Origin of the sequence: Marininema halotolerans (assembly GCF_900116235.1) — a bacterium.
Taxonomy (GTDB): Bacteria; Bacillota; Bacilli; order Thermoactinomycetales; family DSM-45169; genus Marininema; species Marininema halotolerans.
Window position 1 is genome coordinate 407,796 of the sequence record NZ_FPAA01000002.1, and the last position, 19,340, is coordinate 427,135.

The following is a 19,340-nucleotide window of genomic DNA, read 5'->3' on the forward strand; positions in this document are numbered from 1 at the left end:
TAACCACATAAGGAGCGAAAAACATGCTCAGTCAACTGGAAAAAGCCCAGGCCTTCCGCCAATCTCATTTTGATCCCAACATTCTCGTACTACCCAATGCCTGGGATGTTGCCAGTGCTAAAATTTTTGAACGCAAAGGGTTTTCTGCAGTTGGAACAACCAGTGCCGGAATTGCAGCCTCCCTCGGATACCCTGATGGAGAATTTGTACCTAAAGAATTATTTATAACCATCATAAAACGAATCACAGAATCGCTATCTGTACCTATTACCGCGGATATTGTCAATGGATACGGTACGCATCCCACACCCTTATTAGAAACGATACAATCCATTATTGACTGTGGAGCTGTAGGCATCAATATTGAGGATGGCCTCGTTAACGGAACGTTAGCCGATATCGATCATCAGTCCGAAAAAATCCAGGCGATTCGCACCTTTTCCAACTCACTGGGTCTCCCCCTCGTAATTAATGCACGCATTGATACCTATTGGGCTCACATTGGGGATCCAACGGATCGTTACGATCATACCATTCAGCGAGCGATTTCCTACCTTGCTGCTGGTGCCGACTCGATCTTTATCCCTAGTATTAAAGATCCTGTAATCATTCAATCCTTTGTCACAGCAATTGATGGTCCGATCAATATCTTAGTGGGCCCCGATTCCCCAAGTATCCAAGAACTCGAGCAATGGGGAGTTGCTCGTGTCAGCTTTGGTTCTGGGCCTATACGAAAGATTTATGCACAGGTAGAAGCCATCGCCGAAGAAATCGCAAGGAAAGGATCCTATCACACTCTTGCAGATCCAATGCCCTATGCTACCCTGAATCATCTGTCAGAGTGATTCGGCTTGTTGGTCGGTTGAAAGATGACTTTCATCGTTCCTTTTCCGCTGATATAGCATACTCTTGAATGCAATCAGAGAACAGAGGAGGACAAAGATCCCTGAGGAAAAAAATATCACCCCAACTTGGACAAATTCTGCAACGACACCTGCAGCCATTCCACTAATCGGCACGGCTAAAAACGAAACCATACGCGTCGAACTAATTACCCGTCCGAGGAGTTTCTTCGGCACCACTTCTTGTCGCAATGTAAACCAATTAATCGCAAGCAAAGTAGTGGAACCAAGGATCACAATTCGGCAGAGAATTAGCCCAATAACCAATGACTGGGAAGCTACCAACATCACCTGACCTACCCCAATGGCTAACCCGGCATAAATCATGAGATTGCCCCGGGGAATATGCTTGAGTCGATTCGCCAAGTAAATCGCAAGCAATGATCCTATCATCTGACATGAAAAAACCATCCCAATGGTTGTAGACGAGAGCTGCAAATTCCCTTTTAAGTAAAATACAAAAAGTGCTTCTACCGCGCCATAGCCGACATTGATTAAAAAAATGAGTAAGGTTCCCAGCCATATCACCTTGGTTTGAAAAACATAACGCAGCCCTTCTTTAATCGGCTGAATAATGGCGGGCATCCCTGATTTTCTCTCCACTTTATGTAACATCACCCTCGATATAACCAGCGCTGAAAATAGAAAGGATGCACTATCCAAATAAAGAACATTGGCTGTACCCATCAACGCAATGGAAACCCCTGCAATGGAAGGCCCCGTAAACGTTGTAATGGTTTCCACAAGTTTAAACAGGGAGTTTCCTTGTACCAAATTTTCATCTTGTAATACTTCAGGAATTACCGATTCAAAACAAGGGTGATAAAAAGCACTCACACTCGCAATACAAAAGGTGACCACATAAACCATCCATACCTCCAGCATGCCAAAGCTGTTGGCTAACGGTATGATCAGAATAAGTAAGGAAGAAGTGATATCCCCCATTACCATAATCATTTTTTTACTGAGTTGATCCGCTAAGGCCCCACCAAACAGACTAAATAACACCATTGGAAGAATCTCCAATACATATCCAAGAGCCATTAAACTAGGGGATTTCGTAAGATCATAAACAAGCAAAGGAAGCGCAATCAAAAAAAAGGAATCTCCCAGTTTACTGATGGACATCCCTGCTAGTAACTTCGCATAATTCTTATTTTTCATTACAAGGGGTATTTGCATCCGTGCAACTCCTTTTCTCTTTATTTCGACCCGAGTGTAATCAAAGGATGAGAATGATAGGTGAGGGAGGTGTCGATTCTATTATACATAATCACTCCTCCTCACCCAACATTCCACTCTATTTCCTGGGAATCGGAAAACGAAGGGGATCTTCTCTCTTCTTATCCCACGATTTTTATAGGGGTGTTGCTTCGGTAGAGGTAGTTTTTGCACGGTTACTGCGAGTTGAGTGACAGATCGGACAAGTGGAGTTCTTCTCCCAGCGCGAAATTTCCTTGGTGTCTAATGTAAAAAAGTTGATCTCCATCATTTTGCCTAGCGCAATCGGTTTTGGGAAACCTGTGACAAGCTTCAATAACTCATTGACCATTGCCCCTGCTAAGATTGCCACATTGGGACTGATGGCCGCATTGTTTCGCTGGAAGTCCATCCCTTCCATAAAGTTCAATTGCCGTTCAAACTGATGATCGCTGTGTTTCTTCGAGTCCACATGGCACTGTACACAACCCGTCTCACCTGGAATCATACTATAGAATCGTCCTCGGGTGTTCAGTACTCCCCCCGATACCATGGGTAATCCCGCTTTCACTACCGCTTCATTCACCCAGTTTTGAATATACAAGGTAGGTTTATCGGCTACACATACGACGTACTCGGTTCCTTCGATATGTTGATAGACATCTTCTGGTTTGCCAATTTTGCAGTTTGTAATGGATAGATTCACATTGGGGTTAAATTGATTGATTCGTTTTAATGCCATCTCTGTTTTCAGTTGGCCCACATCGGACTCCGAGTATAATAATTGCCGATTGAAATTACTCAATTCTAACCGATCAAAATCAAGGGCCCGGATATTATGAAACCCTAAAGCCGCTAAGTGATAGAGAATCTGGCTTCCTAAACCACCTACACCGAGTAATGAAATCTTACAGTTATTGATCTTCTCTTGAATCGCATATTTACTTTCCTCAAGCGAAGTAAACAACGAGAAGAAATTAATGTTGGCTTTGTAACGCTCACGGTCATAATCCTTCAATTGACTGGGTTCAATAGACGCATCTTCAATGTATCCTTCTTGATTCAATGCTTGAATCGAAGTAAGAATATCTTCTCGTGGAATTTCGGGAAATTGTTTCTGAACGATCTGAACTAAATCATCCAATGTATGTTTCCCATTCATCGACTGCACCAACAAGGTGATGCTTCCACTTGGATCAGGAATAATACCTGCTACGCCATCTTCCTCACCAATCTGTATCTCATTCCCCCAACAGAATACAGGGATCGTTTCTTTAAATTTAGGCTTCATCGTATTCCTCCAGTTATTTGGATCGCCCTTTCTATCAAAGCAAAGGACGTAACTCCAACCCATTTGATCCATGGCTCTCCGTATAAATACGTGCCGCAAATCTCCGTGGCTATCGCCAGGAGATTTGCGGAGAGTTCATGTATCTACTTTTCTATCTTATTAACCTGGAAGAGCAACCACTACGCCAGCCAAGCTTGCGCCTTTTTCTACTTTGATCATCATGGGAGAATCACCTCCTTGAGTTTATATGTGAATTATATGAATTGAATAAAAATTGGTCAAATTCAAAATTGATCGTCTGACAAAAGAATCTTGGTCCAATCTCCTTTTATCGATCTTAATGGTTGTTTTTCCATAATATATGGGAGTTTACAATTTATGATTCTTCATTTTATTGTCCCACCCAACCCCTATTCGACACTCCGGTAACTCCACTGATTCGCTTCTTTTACTATCTATCAAAGAAGTAATTGATCATGGATTTTGATAATCTCCTACTCATTTACTCAAAAACGTTTCACATCTCTTCGCTTGATATGGGGCACTACCTATCATCATCAAAAAAGTAAAGGTGGACAAAAGTAGGGGACCTCAAGTCCCCCTACTTTTGTCCACCTTATTCACTCGATTCAGCATCAACAGTGCTTATATCATTGACAGACCGACACATTCTTTATGAAACGTGAGAATGGCTGCACTTAACTCCTGATCATGATCAAACATCATCGCATGAGTTGTACCTGGAATCACTTCGATTTTACTCGAAGAAAGAACGGGCTGTATCTTCTCTTTAATGAAAGAGAGTTTCCCATCCAGACCCCCTTCTTCTGCTGCTGGGAGAAATAGAACGGGGCATGATATTTCTTCATACCAATCTTCCAACCGAATATCAAATTGATGACCTTTTATCTGTAACCAAGAAGCAATGGATGGTTTCCGAACATAGGTGCCGTCGCTTTGCAAGGCCAGATCGATCCCTTTCAAAGAATTCTCTTTGATCGAATTCCAGGGAAGCCATTCCCTTTTCAAGGTAGCAATAAAGGCTTCTTTGCTAGGGTAGGTATTCACCTCTGCCCCCTTTGCTAATCCTTCCATAAACTCTTCCTTTGACTCGGTATATTTTCCTCCAGGTCCAGCGTCATTTTGCATGGCACCCTCCGAATTAACCAGGGAGAGGGTTCGCTCAGGAAAACGAGCGGCAAATGCGGTTGCTACCGAACATCCAAAGGAGCTTCCTACAAGGTGAGCTGCGTCAATCTTCAGATGATCCAAAGCCAATACGATATCCTCTGCCAAAGTAGCAAAGTCGTACCCCTTACCCGGATCCTCTGATTTTCCGTGCCCCCGTAAATTTAAGGTGACCACTCGATAGGCGTTTGTAAACGAGGGAATCACCCCATTCCAGATCGCTTCATTTCCGCCCATGTAATGAAGGAAAAGAATCGGTTCCCCTTGATCACTGTGGATTGTTCCATGGATCAGTGTGTGATCCTGAGTTCGATAGCAAAAAGGTTTCTCCACTTCATCCAACTCCATTGATAATATTTATTTTTTTACTGATCTATTGGCGACATCTTTATGAAAAGAATAAATGGCATGACTCATCTCTTCAAAATGATCAAACATCATCGCATGGGTTGTACCTGGTATGACTGTGATTTGGCTACGGGTAAGAATTGGCTCCAGCTTGTCTTTAATGAATGTCAACTTTCCCTCAAGCCCTTCTTCTTTCTCTGCAGGTAGAAAAAGCACAGGACATTGAACCTGGCTATACCATTTCTCCAAGCGAATATCAAAGAGAGATTCGAGTAGTTTCATCGAAGAATTCCAGGAGGGTTTCGTTGTAAAACTACCATCTTCTCCTTGTGTTAGCTCAAGTCCATCTAATGATTTCTCCTTCAACTCACTCCAGGGTTGCCACATCGTCCTTAAATACTCAATATATGCTGCTTTGGAGGGGTAAATCGTCTCACTCCTCCTTCGTATTTTCGCCATTCGCTCTTCCTTGGACTCTGTAAACTTCCCACCTGGGCCCCTATCATTTTGTAGGGCTCCTTCCGAATTAGCAAGGGAGAGGACACGCTTAGGATAACGGGCGGCGAAGGACGTCGCAACATACGCTCCTAACGAGCTACCCACAAGGTGAGCAGCAGGAACCTCAAGGTGATCCAGGGCCATAGCCACATCATCCGCTAGGGTTGCAAAGTCGTACCCCTTACCCGGATCCTCTGATTTTCCATGCCCCCGTAAATTTAAGGTGATCACACGATAGGCGTTTGTAAACGAGGGAATCACCCCACTCCAAATCGCTTCATTTCCGCCCATGTAATGAAGGAAAATAATCGGTTCTCCTTGTTCACTGTGGATTGTTCCATGGATCAGTGTGTGATCCTGTGTTCGATAGCAAAAAGGTTTTTCCATTTCATCCAACTCCAATTGAAATTGTTAAGTTATCCGCTTCCTATAGCCAGTTCATCTTCTTCAATGCAGCAAATACGGTGGGACACGTTGCAGGTGTCAGCCTTTTTTCTGTGTTATCGGTATGTTTATTCCATTCCATCAGAGAGCCCGTATAGGGCAAAAAACTCCATGATCATTTCATAATCCATTCGATATATTAATGGTAAAAAATCATAAAATAAATTTTTTATATATACAATATATAACGAAAAACAGCAAAGTATCAACCATTAAATTGAGTTAATTAAAAGATAGTTACCCAGGCAGTTGATTATTCATAAATTAGTGGATAAAGGAGATATGGGCGTACTCACCAATTATGCATAGAATCCGATTATCGATTCGACTAAATCGGATCCCCTAGGGGATTTTCTTATGGCTGTGAGTAAAACAAACTTCTTAAGGAGAGTCGCTGGAGGACCATTAAGGACAGTTGGAATCACAGTTATTTGATCGTCTTGAAAAGACCCGTATTATACAACAACAGGCCAGAGACGATCGAAGTCTCTGACCTGTTGTCACTTTTACTTTGTTTTATTTCGCCAATTCGTAAATCGCTTGAGCATAAAGGGCTGTCGCTTTCACCAAATCATCTACCACGATATATTCATTCCGTTGATGTGCCGTCTCCTCGCGACCTGGGAAAAGTGGGCCGAAAACTACACCGGTTTCAAGGGCACGGGCATAGGTCGCTCCCCCAATCGCCATGGTTTCTCCCTTCTCCCCCGTCTGTTCTTCATAGACGCGAGAGAGTGTACGAACGAGCTGATGATCCTCATCCACGAAGTGCCCTTTCTTATGATCAACCACTTCCACAGTAAATCCAAAGGATTCGGCCTCCGTCTCCATCTGCTGTCGGATGGCTGTTAGTTCCCCCGAAATCGGATAGCGGATATTTAATCCGACACCCTGTTCACCACCGATTTGATAACGGAAGATCCCCCCGTTTACTGTCAAAGGACCGACCCGATCATCACTTTGAGCCAGGTTCAGTTTCTCGCCTTTAAAGCTGCCACACAATTTTTCTGCAATAAAACGGATATATTGGCTACCTGTTGTATCTAACGAAATGGAGCTAAGAAATTCAGCCAGACGCAGTGCTGCATTGAGCCCTCCCTCAGGCTCGGATCCATGATGGGCTTTTCCTTCTAGGACGAGGGTAAGATGATCATTGGACTCCTCGGCATACCCCTGAATCCGGTTGGACAATAAGAAATCTTGATACTTCTCCTTCAGTTCAAAAACATCCCCATCCCCTTGCAGTTGTGCCTGTGCTAAATCAGGCACCATGTTAAAACGTTGACCTGCTTCAAAGGATTCGAGTAGCCATCCGTCAGCTGGAGCTTCATTGGTATCCACTTTTCCTGTCAAGGTAAAATCGATCATGCCTTTTTCTGCAGTGATAATGGGAAAATCCGCATCAGGTGTAAAGCCCATATCCGGCATTTTCTCTCGTTCAAAGTAATAATCCATATCTCGCCAATGGGATTCCTCATCGGTTCCCAGAATAAGACGCACTCGTTTGCTTAACGGAAGATCCAATTCTTTAACCATCTGCATTGCAACAAAGGCGGCCATAGCTGCCCCTTTATCATCCTGGGCACCTCGTGCAAAAAAATTGCCCTCTCGTATCTCTGGCTCAAAGGGGGGAGATATCCATCCATCCCCAGTGGGAACTACATCCAAATGAGCCAGTACTCCTACGAGTTCCTCGCCTTTACCCATTTCAATGTGACCGGCATATCCATCAATATTCTTTGTAGTAAATCCTGCTGCTTCCCCTAGCTTCAACATATAGGATAAAGCCTCTGCGATTTTTTCTCCGAAGGGAGCTCCTGGGTTAGCAGTCGATTCATCCAATACACTTTCGATCGAACATAACTTCGTTAATTGTTGAAGCAGCAATTCCCGTCTCTTTTCCGTCTCTTGTAGCCAATTAATTGCCATCTTTACGTCCTCCTATGTACCCTGTTAAAAACCAGTGGCACCTGCTTCTGCAAGGGCTTGTTTCACTGCAACATGAACCGATCCATTCGTTGCTAGGATATGTCGCACTCCAATTTCATAGGGGTTACCGATCGTATCAGTAACCATCCCGCCTGCTTCAGTGATTAAGATCGCTCCTGCGGCTAAATCCCATGCATTTAAGTCTAACTCCCAATAACCTGTAAGACGACCCGCCGCAACATAGGCAAGATGTAGTGCTGCTGAACCTCCAGCACGAATATTTCGGACGTGGGGAGAAAGCCTTAAAATACCGTCTGTATTCACTTGTCTCATGCCAGCGGGATCGCCTGAAGGAAAACCTGAGGCCAATAAACTTTCAGCCAGCGTCCTCTCACTCGATACCTGAATGGGTTCCCCATTTAGCCATGCGCCTTTCCCCTTCTCTGCGGTGAACAGTTCATCTTTTATCGGATCATAGATGACCCCCAAAACAACTTCTTGCTTGACCGCATAGGCGATAGAAACGCAAAAGAAGGGAAAACCATGGATGAAGTTAGTCGTTCCATCAATGGGATCAACAATCCATAGATGTTCATGAACACGATGATTTGTTAACGCTTCTTTGGCAGCAACCACCCCTGCATCTACACCTTCTTCTCCTAGGATCACATGATCGGGATGATGAGAGGTAATGAACCTGCGAATGATTTTCTCCGCTTCCTTATCAACTTCGGTCACAAGATCCGAGGCAGAAGACTTCACATCAATTTGTTTGGAAACGAATGCTTTTTCGCGAATCAGCGCTCCTGCTTGACGAGCCGCATCAATGGCCGTCTGTAATTCCTTCAATCTGTATCCCTCCGTGCTATGATAGGATTATCCATCTTACTATACCATGGGTAACCGCAACTCCCAATCGATTCACTAAAAAAGGAGTTAGGGCCCCTCCCTATCGAAATCGAAAACAGCCCCTTGATGGAAGAAAGGAGACCTTCATGCCAAACGTCTGGAGTCATATTATTTTTGGTCATGCTGCGTTAAAACGGGCAGACCTTCCCATCCCTAGCGACCCTCGTACTTTTCAATTAGGTTGTCAGGGGCCTGACTTTCTCTTATACCATAATTTTTGGCCATGGAAATTTGGAAACGATGTGGTTGAACTAGGAAATGAGATCCACAAACGTCAATGTGGCCCTTTTCTTGTCGACTTGATTCAAGCAGCCGGTAATCAACCTGAACTTGAGGAGTATGTTGCCGGATTTTTAACACATCATATGCTTGATCGACATACCCACCCCTATATTGTCTATCGTTCCGGGGAAGGAAAACATAAACATCAGCAGTTAGAGGTATTTATTGATACCCTTCTCGCTGAGCGGCTAGGAAATATTCGCACCTGGAAAACACCGGTGGTGCCACGTATTGATATCGGTTCAAAATTACCATCATCCTGGGTAAACACCATGCACAACATAGCTCGCATTCACTTCCCAAAAGAAACGGCACGTGTGCGACCTGAGGATTGGAGTCAAGCCTATGATGACATGAAAAAAGCCCTCAGGTTCTTTTACGATCCCTGGGGAATTAAATTGGTACTTACTTTTGGGTATATCTATCCTTTTCGCTATCGTCCCCTTCGTGATGGTGTAGATTACCTCAACGAACAAGAACGAGAATGGCTTCATCCGGCTGTTCCAACAGAACGTCATCGAGAAAGGTTTATGACTTTATGGGAAAATGCCTTGGCTGAAACGGCCACCCTCTTGCGGCTCATTCATTTATATTGGAAGAGTGATACATCCATCGAGGAAGTATCTGAAAAGCTTGGCGATATTTCCTATGATATAGGAAAACCGGTATCCTTAGGGTTAGAAGCGCAAGTAGAAGACCCCATCGTGTAATAAAGTGGTTAGTCCTCAAAACCAGAAGGACCTTGGGTGTTGTTTCGGTTGAGCTCATAATCAATATTGCGGCTGCCATCGCCAACCACTGTTGAACCACCGACACCATTTGCACTACTGGCAGCACCTACATTAATTCCATTTCCTAACGATACCATCCCTCCTGTAATACTGTTGATTTTAAAGTTAGTAATATTATTATACACCGTACTATTGTTGATGGAGTAATTTGGAATCGACATTCTCCAACCATCCCTTTGTAGTCACTTGATTCATAGTATGTCAGCATAGGACAGCCCGTTCGCCTGTTCAACATCGTGTTGTTAGAATCAACCACCTGTCTAAAATTTGGATGGACAAGAGAAAATTCCACAGACACCATTTGGTTATGTGTGTGTCTTTGTGGATGTTGCAAAAAGTGATCGATTCCCTAGAACAAAATTTAATATGAAAAAAGAGCACGCTTAAAGCGTGCTCTTTTTTCATAGATGCTTGTCCTACTCTAATACCTTTAATACTTGATAAAACAACCAGGCCATGATGGCTGTCCCTGGAAGTGTAAAGATCCATGCGTACAAAATTTTTCCTGCAATTCCCCAGCGTACACTTTTTACCCGTTCCGCTGTACCAACACCAAGGATCGAACCCGTCATCGTCTGAGTTGTACTTACCGGAATCCCAATTTTCGCGATCGTGGTAAGCAATAGAGCGGCGGCTGTTTCAGCAGCAAAGCCATGGGGCGTGTCCAAATGCGCCAATCGCATCCCCATAGTGCGGATAATCCGCCATCCTCCAACCGCTGTTCCCAAACCCATCGTAACCCCTGCTGCAATCATTACCCAGACGGGTACATTGACCGAATCCAAGTATCCCCCAGCGACCAATGATAGCGTAATAATTCCCATCGCCTTTTGAGCATCATTAGTACCATGACTAAAAGCCATTAACGATGAGGAAAGAATTTGCAAAGGGCGGAAAATCCGTTTTACTTTGGATGGATTGGAGTTCCCAAACAACGCCCGAATACATTTCATGATTATAAAGGCAAGCAGTCCCCCAATGAGTGGGGATAGTAAGAGTGCTACTAAAATTTCAAGCAGACCCCCTACTTTTAAGACAGCAAAACCTTTAAAAGCTACAGCCGAACCGACCAACGCACCAATTAGTCCATGAGAGGAACTTACCGGCATCCCAATTCGCGCCATAATTAAATTCCATATTATCGCTGCCAACAGGGCAGCAAGAACGACCAACTGGGTGATCACCTGAGCGTCGACGATTTTGGTACCGATCGCTTTTGCTACTGCAGTTGAAAAGAAAGCACCTGCAATGTTTAAAACCCCTGCCATAAGTAGCGCTTTTGTTGGTGTGAGTGTCCGTGTACCAATTACAGTAGCGATTGCATTGGCTGAGTCATTCATCCCGTTTGTAAAATCAAATACCAGGGCAAAAACGACAACCAATATAATTAAAACTAACGGGTCAAGCATACTTCATAACCACGCTTTCCAGAACATCAGCCAAATCCTCTGCGCTATCTGTCACACCTTCCAGCTTTTCATAAAGCTCTTTCATCTTGATCAATTCAAAGGGGTCTTTTTGTTCATCAAATAGCGAACCCACCGATTGACGCATCAGACGATCCGCTTGATTTTCTAACAGGTTAATTTCGACCACAAGATTTTGTATCGTTGCGAAGTCCCGTTTTTGTAGTGCAATAAAAGCTTCCTGCAAGTGTTCTGCAACCTTCTCGAGCAGTTCCCCAAATTGCAATAAATAAGGGGTCGTTTTTTCGACATTGTAATATACAAATCGGGAAGCACAGGCCTCCACCCCATCAAGAATATCATCCAGCTTTACAGCCAGCTCTTTGATATCCTCACGGTCCATCGGGGTTACAAAGGTAGAATTCAACTCACGAATGAGCAGATGTGTAAACTCGTCCCCTTTGTTCTCTAAGTCCTTCAACTTCTCGGCATAGTCTTCTTTGTGTTGCAAAGTCTCCACGTTCTGACGGAAAAGTTGCATCGCTTCAACGATATTGCTAGCTGCCTCCACCAATGTATGGTAGAACACCGAATCCTTGGAACGATTAAAGATCAAGACTGAACCCCCCTAATATCATGCGGTTTTTCATATTAAATTGAATCTCTCTCTACCGCAAATAATCAATCCTACCTAATAATAATCCTTTTGAAATAGAAAGCAAAGACTGTTTCGCGTTTTCATGCCGGATTCATTTGGAAATTTAATCGTGAAATAAAAAAGCGGGAAGCCATGGCTTCCCGCCCTTCCATGGTTGTCATCCTTAACAGGTAGTCTACCCACTCGATACCAAAGGATGCAACCATTCTTTCTATTCTTGAACATGACTCCATCAGGAAACACTTCGTTCTTCTGGATGATGGTGATTCTTCTCATCTGGATCTACGTTAAGACGCCGGGTAATCGACATCATCGCAGGTAGGAAAAGGGGAAGCATCAGAAGTGCCATCATAAACAATCCAATGATAACCACAGTAGCGACTTCCATCAAGGTTAGAATTTTTGAGGGATACAGCGCAGCAAAGGTACCTGAAAGGATAATGGCTGCTGAAAAAACAACGCCCCCAATCTTCCGAGACGCTTCAACAATCCCCTTTCCTGGGTGACAATTTCGATATTCTAAGTAACGCATCATCAGGAAGATGCTATAGTCCACTCCCAATGAAACCACCATGATAAGTGAAAAGAATGGCGCTGACCAAGTAAGACCAGGGTAATCAAATCCTTCTCTGAAGATCACCTCTGAGGCAGCTAATGCACTAAAATACGCAATGACCAAAGAGGCAATTACATAGACCGTGTTCCAGAACGAACGTAGAATCCAGAGAAGAACCAATGCGATCCCTAGCATCATATACGTTGCAGTTCTTGAAAAATCCTCCGTGGATAACTGATTTAAATCACGATTTTGCGATGAAAGCCCACCTACCCCGTATATCGAATCACTATAGGGTGTTTTCTTCAGTTTGCTGTCCATCGTCTGATCGATCTCCCCGGCTGTCTTCATCGCTTTCTCAGAATACGGATCATCCGTCAGCACCACACGGAAATTCATAATATGGCGATCATCGGACATATACGCATCGAGGGATTTTTGAAAATTTTTCCCCTCTCGCTGTTCTTTTGGCAAGAAGAAGGTATGGGAAGCACGGGTGTCAGACACCTCACCTAAAAATCCTTGCGCGTTTTCAAGACCATGATCGATCTCGCCCAACCCTTTTGAACTTTTACTCAGCCCCTTTTGTAACTGCTTCAAATCTCCATTCATAGCATAGAGCCCTTCATTTAATTTCTTCTGTCCATTGGCCACGCGGCCCAAACCCCTATCAATTTCACCAAGGGCATTGGTAACTTTGGCTTCGCCAGCACTTCCTTCTCTTAACCCCGCTGATAGCTTACCCATCTCCACTTCCATTTTCCCAAGACCATCAGCCATCTGTTTTTGTCCTGTGGAAATTTTATCGAATTTTCCATTTAGGGTAGCCAACTTCTGATTGGTATCCGCAAATGTATGGTTAAGCAGCATCATTTTTGAACTTAATTGATTGACAGCAATATTTAGTCCTTCCGTACTTGTCTTAAAAGCGATTCGAGCTAATTTGTCTTTTCTACCGGTTGGGTTTTTCCATTCACTTAATATCTTCTGTTGCGCGACAACTACCGCTTTCAAACCTGGATTGATTCCTTTCTGAAGTGCACGATAACCTGTTGCCATCTTTTGATAGCCCGCTTGCAATTGTTGATAGTAATTGGTTAATTCCGCCGTTCCTTCACTCAACGCTTGCATTCGATCATGCATCTCGGAAAGACCCGCTTGTATCTGTGCCGCTCCAGCCGCTCCTTGATCTAATCCCACTTGAATTTTCTTCGTAGTATTGCCTACTTCGTGAACCCCATTTTGGGCAGCCAGGGTTCCTTTATATAACTGATCCGTTTGGGACATATCCTGATTACCGGCGTTCATTTTCGCAACCGCTTCATCTAGACCCGTTTTGATCTGTTCGGTTCCATCTTCTGCGTCATGGAGTCCCTCTTTGGTTTTTTTCGTCTGTTTATTAACATAGGCCTCTTCGATGGGGACCCCTTTAGGACGAGTAGGGCCATATACTTTATCCACACCCGGTACACGTTCAAGGTTATCAGTTAGTTCATCGATATAAGCAAGGGATTCAGGGGAATCGAGCTTTTGATCGTCATTTTTCAACACCACTTCCACTGGCATGGTTTGCCCTGGCGAAAACTCCTTCGCAACCAAGTTATATCCCTTAACGGATTCGTAGGAGTCATCCACCTCATCCAAACTATTGTAGGACAAGGTCCCTTGATGGAAAAACAGAATCGGCACGGAGAGAAGCGCCACAATGAGTAGCCCTACGAGTGGGCGTCGAAAGGAGAAGGAGGAAAGGGCTGGCCATATTCGGCTATCCACTTTTCCTTTTACCCGTCTCATGGGCCAAAACATTTTCATACCCAACAGGGACATAAAAAAAGGAACAATGGTGAGTAGAGACCCCATGAGGAAAAGAACCCCAACTGCAACGGCCACACCTGCCTGATAGACAGAAAAACGAGCAAAGGCTAAACAGCTAAATCCGATAAGAACGGCTATGGCACTATAAAATACAGTTTTTCCCGCTGTTTGATATGTAACCACAATGGATTCCGCCACTGATTTTCGTTTGGCAATTTCCTCTTTAAAGCGGGCAAAAAGCAAAATATTATAGTCCGTACCAACGCCAAACAAAACAAGCACTAAAAAAATTTGGGTAAAGTTAGCGAAGGGAAATCCCCACCATTCCACCATATGGGCAACGGCAGCAAGGGAGGTGATGTACGAAATCCCCACAGAGAGAAGAGAAATGACAGGTGCCACCGGCGAGCGAAATACCGCAATCAATACAACAATAATAAAGAGAACAGCAATCGTTTCTGTTTTCTCTACCCCTGCTAACGTGGTCTGACCAAAATCATCTTGAATGAGTTTACTGCCAGTTAGGTAATGTTCCACCGATACCGATTTCAAGGCTTTATTTAAATCCCCTCGGACGTCAGAAAGCTTTTTCCCACTACGGTTAACTGTAAAGAGCGCCATTACTGTGCTTTGGTCTTGAGAGACAAATTGATCTTTCAGCTCTTTTTCATCAAAGTGCGTAACGACGTTACTTACACCCAATTCCTTGTCCGATTGTAACTGATGAATGCCATCCTTGATCTCGGATTGTTCTTTCTTAGTCAAGGGGTTATCCGAGTGAAACACCGCGAGTACATCCACATCCTTACTGCTTTTCGAGGAATTGTTCATCTCTTTTTTTAAATTTTTCGCAACTTGCGAAGAAAATTCTGCTGGAATTTTAGGTTCAGATTCCCGGGTCATTCGCTCTAAGTCGGGCATTGTTGTGATGGCTAAAATCGTCATCCCAATCCAAGCCATAATCACCACCCATTTATACCGGAGAACCGTACGCATCATCTACCACCTTTCCACTCATTTTCACTATCTTTCGCATTTTCGCATAATGATAGCAAGTCTTGTTGCATCCTGCTCCAAATGACTCCATCCAATTTAGTTTCCACCTTCTTACTACCCTCAATCGCACAAATCAATCAGGTATTCTCTTTTAAAGCAAAGGGTATCACGTTGTTTGAGAATCCTATCTCCAAATAACTCCTCGGTACAATGGATCGTGTGATTCCATTATATATATTCGATGGATGAATCATCAGACATGAAGTGACCCTAAACAAGAACAACTTGATCACCCTCTTGTTTCCTCCCCTCATAGGGTTATCTATTTCGACTCTCTAATAATACGTAAATAAATAAAAAACAGACTCTATCCCCCTATTTTTACTCCTCATCACCAAAAAGAGGGACGCATGCGACTTGCTCTTTTACAAGCCGAACGTTACGGTATATGGGTATCCTCCATGGATAACATTACCAATGTTTAGTTAAAGGAGATGTTGTACGATGTGTGGCATCACCGGCTGGGTTGATTGGAATCGTGACCTATCCAATGAGAAACCTACCTTAGAGAAAATGGCGAATTCGATCTATTGGAGAGGTCCAGATAATGATGGCTTTTGGTTAAGCCAACGGGTTGCTTTTGCTCATCGTCGATTGATTGTTATCGATCCTGAGGGAGGCGTACAACCCATGGTTCGCCGGGAACGAGGCGCAGAATATGCCCTTACATATAATGGCGAGCTCTATAATTTTCGTGAATTACGGGAAGAGCTTAGAGGCCTTGGTCATACCTTTGAGACCCGTTCCGACACTGAAGTCGTTCTTCGTTCCTATATCGAATGGGGTTCTGAGGCTCCCCGTCGATTTAACGGAATCTTTGCTGCTGCGATTTGGGATGGCGCTCGCCAAGAGTTAGTACTCATACGTGATCAACTCGGTGTAAAACCCCTCTTTTATGCACAACGAAATGATTCGATTATTTTTGGTTCCGAATTGAAAGCGCTTTTATCGCACCCAAGTATTGACCCTGCAATCGGACGCACAGGACTTGCTGAACTATTTATCACCGTCCCTGTTCGTACACCGGGTCACGGAATATATCAGGATGTCCATGAAGTACGCCCTGGTTACCTTCTTCGCTTCAGCGCTACGGGGGTAAAGGAAGAGCGTTATTGGAAATTAGAAAGCCATCCCCATGAAGATGATTTAGAAAAAACGACCCTTCATATTCGAGAGTTGTTACATGATACGGTTCAACGACAACTGATTGCAGATGTTCCTGTCGTTTCACTGTTATCCGGAGGCCTCGATTCCAGTGGTTTAACTGCTCTGGCTGCTCGCGAATACCGAGAACAAGGAAAAGAACCTCTTCACACCTATTCGGTTGATTTCGTAGGAAGTGACCGAGACTTTCAAGCGGACCCGCTTCATCAGAGCTTAGACGCGCCTTGGATTGAGCGCATGGTGAAGCATACCCAAAGCAACCATCATACTGTCACGTTGGATACACCTGATTTGATCGCCAATCATGATGTCCCCATTCATGCGCATGACCTTCCTGGAATGGGAGAGATGGAGATTTCCCTTTACATGCTGTTCCGGGAAATTAGAAAGAATGCGGTCGTTACGTTATCCGGAGAATCGGCAGATGAAGTCTTCGGTGGCTATCCATGGTTCCATGATGAAAAAGTATTACAAGCAAAAACCTTCCCCTGGAATGTGACCATGGAATCCAACCATAATCAAATGGATCTATTCACACCTGAAATCAACGAAGTGCTTCACCGGGAGGAATACCTCCAACAACGATATGAAGAAGCGATCTCCGAAGTCCCTAAGCTACCTGGAGAAAGTGCCCATGATGCACGGATTAGAGAACTTTTTTATCTCAATCTCACTCGCTTTCTGCCCGTCCTTCTCAATCGCAAGGATCGCATGAGTATGGCAACTGGACTTGAAGTACGTGTTCCATTCTGTGATCCACGCCTTGTACAATATGTGTGGAACATTCCCTGGGAAATGAAAAACGTCGATGGGATGGAAAAAGGTATACTACGACGGGCCTTCGCAGATGTATTACCTGAAGGCGTTGTCAAACGCAAAAAAAGCGCATACCCCTTTACAACCAATCCCACCTACCTAGCAGCACTTCGCTCACGGATGGAGGAAATCATTAACGATACCCACTCACCATTAACATCCATCATCCAACGAAGCGCTCTGCAAAACCTATTAAACGCCACCGCCACACCCAGCCAAAAGATCACCCAATGGATTCAAATCCTGGATCGGCTTGTTCAGACCGATACTTGGTTACGCGAATACCAAGTTTCTATTCGTTTGTAATCCTGTGTATAATTAGCCGCTGATCTCCTTAGGTTAAGGTTGTGTGCCGGGAAAGCCCGTCTCACGAATATTGCTTAGGAGTGAGGACGATGGCAGAAAAAAATCAGAAGCAACGTGATGATAACGATCATGAGGAACATCATCGCATTCAGTTCGCCTACGAGCAGAGCGGGGAATTAACTGATATCGAGTTATCGCGCCTCGAACAGAAACAATTACGCAATAACACGGAGACAAACAACGAGCAAGGAGAAGCTTTCAAAGAAGAAGATCAATAAAAAAACGTGGGGTTGGAATCCCCACGTTTTTTGGCATCTATGTAAAGTTGCTCCCTTTTAAGCATGAACACTTGTTTGAATAAATTTTCCTTCAATATGAAGGAAAAGGACATTTAAATCCGCAATGAGGCAGGATAACTCATTCATTTCTGTCGTTAACTGAAAAAATGTCGCATCATCTTCTGCAAAATAAAGCACTTCAAAAGACTTCATATAAATGGCTTCTAATTCTTGAATACGGGGAGGGATCTCTGCACAGATCTCCTGGCAAAGCCATTCAAATTGTTCTTGTTCTTCTAGGGATAGTTCCTCATAGTCCACATGAAGTAGTGGTTTTCTAATTTGAAGACGTTGATCAAAAACAAGTTCGTAAGTCGTCTTACTCATCTTACCCCACCCCCACGGTCTCCTTTCATCATAACGATGTCCTTTGGGTTACGCAAGCAATCCGTTGATTCATCCCTTGGATAAAAGGGGAGCATGTCCGTTATTGTCTAGCCTTTTTATCCAAGTGATGAATACGAAGTTCCAGGATCGGATGGTACTCCGTTCCACAATGACTCACCATCTTTTGCAAAACATCAATCGCTAGGGTGATCTCCCCCTTCTCCTCTAACATCGCTACATAATCCAACCCTGCGTACGGAGTAAGAAACTGGGGAGTCCAGTACTTCTCTGCAATTTGAATCAGCTCCTGACGCAATCCATGTCTAAACAACAGGGTCGTCACAGTCATAAGCGCCATCTCTTCTACCCATTCAGGAAGCTCCTCAACTTCACGATAACCCTGGGTCGAATCCAAAGCGAATTGGAACTGCTGGATGGCTTCCGCAATCCTTTTATCCTGTAAATATACGCGACCTAATTCTAGCTGAGGCCACCACGCCTCTTTATCTTCAGTAAACTCATGTAAAAGACGGGCCGCTTGTGCTGAATCCGACGTTGAACTTGCCAACATGCGAAGAGCCATCCCTTGGTTTGGTTCTCTTTTTAACCCTTGGTGTAAGGCATCCACCATATCTTCAATCTTTTTATCCTCACCATACAGCCGAGCTAGATAGGTATAGGCTACACCTCTGTCAGGGAATCGATCGATACATTCTTTTAGAATCGTTTCCGCCTCAGGATAACTTTTAAAACGTTGTAGAATTAAACCCTTCAATAAAAGCGGTTCTTCCCCGCGGTCAGTTAGTTCCAATACGCGATTCACACTCTGCAGTGCCTCATTTAAAAAGCCATCCCGGTAAAGTTGGACAGCAAAGGCATACAAATTCTCTGGGTGGTCCCATTCTGCTTGTATATTTTCTGGTATGACACGAAGACGAAATTCCTCACGATCCGTCCAAATTAGTTGACCAAACTCGTCAAACAGTGGAATTTTCTTGTGTTCCTCCAATGCCCATCCTCCCATTTCTTTCACGTTAGGATCTAGTTATCATTCAGACCTCTATCTATAGTGACAGATTTGCCGGTTGATGAACATACTACCCTTGACCCAATTCC

The 19,340-nt window shown here is 44.0% G+C and carries 16 protein-coding genes; 4 read left to right on the top strand and 12 right to left on the bottom strand.

All coding sequences use genetic code 11. The features are described 5' to 3' along the window. The first annotated feature begins 23 nt into the window (after positions 1–23). A complete protein-coding gene (locus tag CHX35_RS04050; protein WP_091834305.1) occupies positions 24–845 on the top strand; it encodes an isocitrate lyase/PEP mutase family protein in 822 nt (273 codons plus the stop codon). Here CHX35_RS04050 and CHX35_RS04055 read toward each other — a convergent pair. From CHX35_RS04055 to CHX35_RS04080, 6 genes are all read right to left on the bottom strand, one after another. Continuing rightward, positions 837–2,084, bottom strand: coding sequence for an MFS transporter (locus tag CHX35_RS04055; protein ID WP_091834308.1), 1,248 nt, complete (start codon positions 2,082–2,084; stop codon positions 837–839). The two genes, CHX35_RS04050 and CHX35_RS04055, sit on opposite strands and share 9 nt — an antisense overlap. Positions 2,085–2,259: 175 nt before the next feature. After that, a complete protein-coding gene (locus tag CHX35_RS04060) occupies positions 2,260–3,393 on the bottom strand; it encodes a HesA/MoeB/ThiF family protein (RefSeq protein WP_091834311.1) in 1,134 nt (377 codons plus the stop codon). 645 nt (positions 3,394–4,038) lie between these two features. Beyond that, positions 4,039–4,914 (bottom strand): alpha/beta fold hydrolase, encoded by an 876-nt coding sequence (locus tag CHX35_RS04065; RefSeq protein ID WP_176391873.1) that lies wholly within the window; start codon positions 4,912–4,914, stop codon positions 4,039–4,041. Positions 4,915–4,938: 24 nt separating this feature from the next. After that, entirely contained in the window at positions 4,939–5,814 is an 876-nt protein-coding gene (locus CHX35_RS04070; RefSeq protein WP_091834317.1) for an alpha/beta fold hydrolase, read from the bottom strand. A 573-nt stretch (positions 5,815–6,387) separates the two neighbouring features. Continuing rightward, positions 6,388–7,800 carry a dipeptidase PepV gene (gene pepV, locus CHX35_RS04075; RefSeq protein WP_091834320.1) on the bottom strand — a complete coding sequence of 471 codons (1,413 nt, stop codon included), beginning with the start codon at positions 7,798–7,800 and terminating at the stop codon, positions 6,388–6,390. A 24-nt stretch (positions 7,801–7,824) separates the two neighbouring features. Then, entirely contained in the window at positions 7,825–8,649 is an 825-nt protein-coding gene (locus CHX35_RS04080; protein ID WP_091834323.1) for an inositol monophosphatase family protein, read from the bottom strand. A 146-nt stretch (positions 8,650–8,795) separates the two neighbouring features. On the opposite strand from CHX35_RS04080, the gene CHX35_RS04085 reads away from it, so the two are divergent. Next, complete coding sequence (locus CHX35_RS04085) at positions 8,796–9,701, top strand: zinc dependent phospholipase C family protein (protein WP_176391874.1); 906 nt, start codon at positions 8,796–8,798, stop codon at positions 9,699–9,701. Positions 9,702–9,709: 8 nt separating this feature from the next. Here CHX35_RS04085 and CHX35_RS04090 read toward each other — a convergent pair whose 3' ends face one another. From CHX35_RS04090 to CHX35_RS04105, 4 genes are all read right to left on the bottom strand, one after another. Further along, complete coding sequence (locus tag CHX35_RS04090; RefSeq protein ID WP_091834327.1) at positions 9,710–9,943, bottom strand: hypothetical protein; 234 nt, start codon at positions 9,941–9,943, stop codon at positions 9,710–9,712. 255 nt (positions 9,944–10,198) lie between these two features. After that, on the bottom strand, positions 10,199–11,191 hold the full coding sequence (locus tag CHX35_RS04095) for an inorganic phosphate transporter (RefSeq protein ID WP_091834330.1): 993 nt from the start codon (positions 11,189–11,191) through the stop codon (positions 10,199–10,201). Then, positions 11,184–11,804: a DUF47 domain-containing protein gene (locus CHX35_RS04100; protein ID WP_091834333.1), complete on the bottom strand. Its 621-nt coding sequence runs from the start codon at positions 11,802–11,804 to the stop codon at positions 11,184–11,186. Before CHX35_RS04100 ends, CHX35_RS04095 begins: the two co-directional genes overlap by 8 nt. Before the next feature lie 274 nt (positions 11,805–12,078). Further along, the gene (locus CHX35_RS04105; RefSeq protein WP_176391875.1) at positions 12,079–15,213 is read right to left on the bottom strand and encodes an MMPL family transporter; all 3,135 of its coding nucleotides are present in this window, start codon (positions 15,211–15,213) and stop codon (positions 12,079–12,081) included. A gap of 504 nt (positions 15,214–15,717) precedes the next feature. Between CHX35_RS04105 and asnB the strand changes: the two genes are divergently transcribed. Next, a complete protein-coding gene (gene asnB / locus CHX35_RS04110) occupies positions 15,718–17,559 on the top strand; it encodes an asparagine synthase (glutamine-hydrolyzing) (RefSeq protein WP_091834339.1) in 1,842 nt (613 codons plus the stop codon). A gap of 89 nt (positions 17,560–17,648) precedes the next feature. Further along, a complete protein-coding gene (locus CHX35_RS04115) occupies positions 17,649–17,837 on the top strand; it encodes a hypothetical protein (RefSeq protein WP_091834343.1) in 189 nt (62 codons plus the stop codon). A 57-nt stretch (positions 17,838–17,894) separates the two neighbouring features. On the opposite strand, the gene CHX35_RS04120 is transcribed toward CHX35_RS04115, so the two are convergent. After that, complete coding sequence (locus CHX35_RS04120) at positions 17,895–18,224, bottom strand: hypothetical protein (protein ID WP_091834346.1); 330 nt, start codon at positions 18,222–18,224, stop codon at positions 17,895–17,897. Between the two features lie 100 nt (positions 18,225–18,324). Then, positions 18,325–19,233, bottom strand: coding sequence for a tetratricopeptide repeat protein (locus CHX35_RS04125; RefSeq protein WP_091834352.1), 909 nt, complete (start codon positions 19,231–19,233; stop codon positions 18,325–18,327). Positions 19,234–19,340 lie beyond the last annotated feature (107 nt).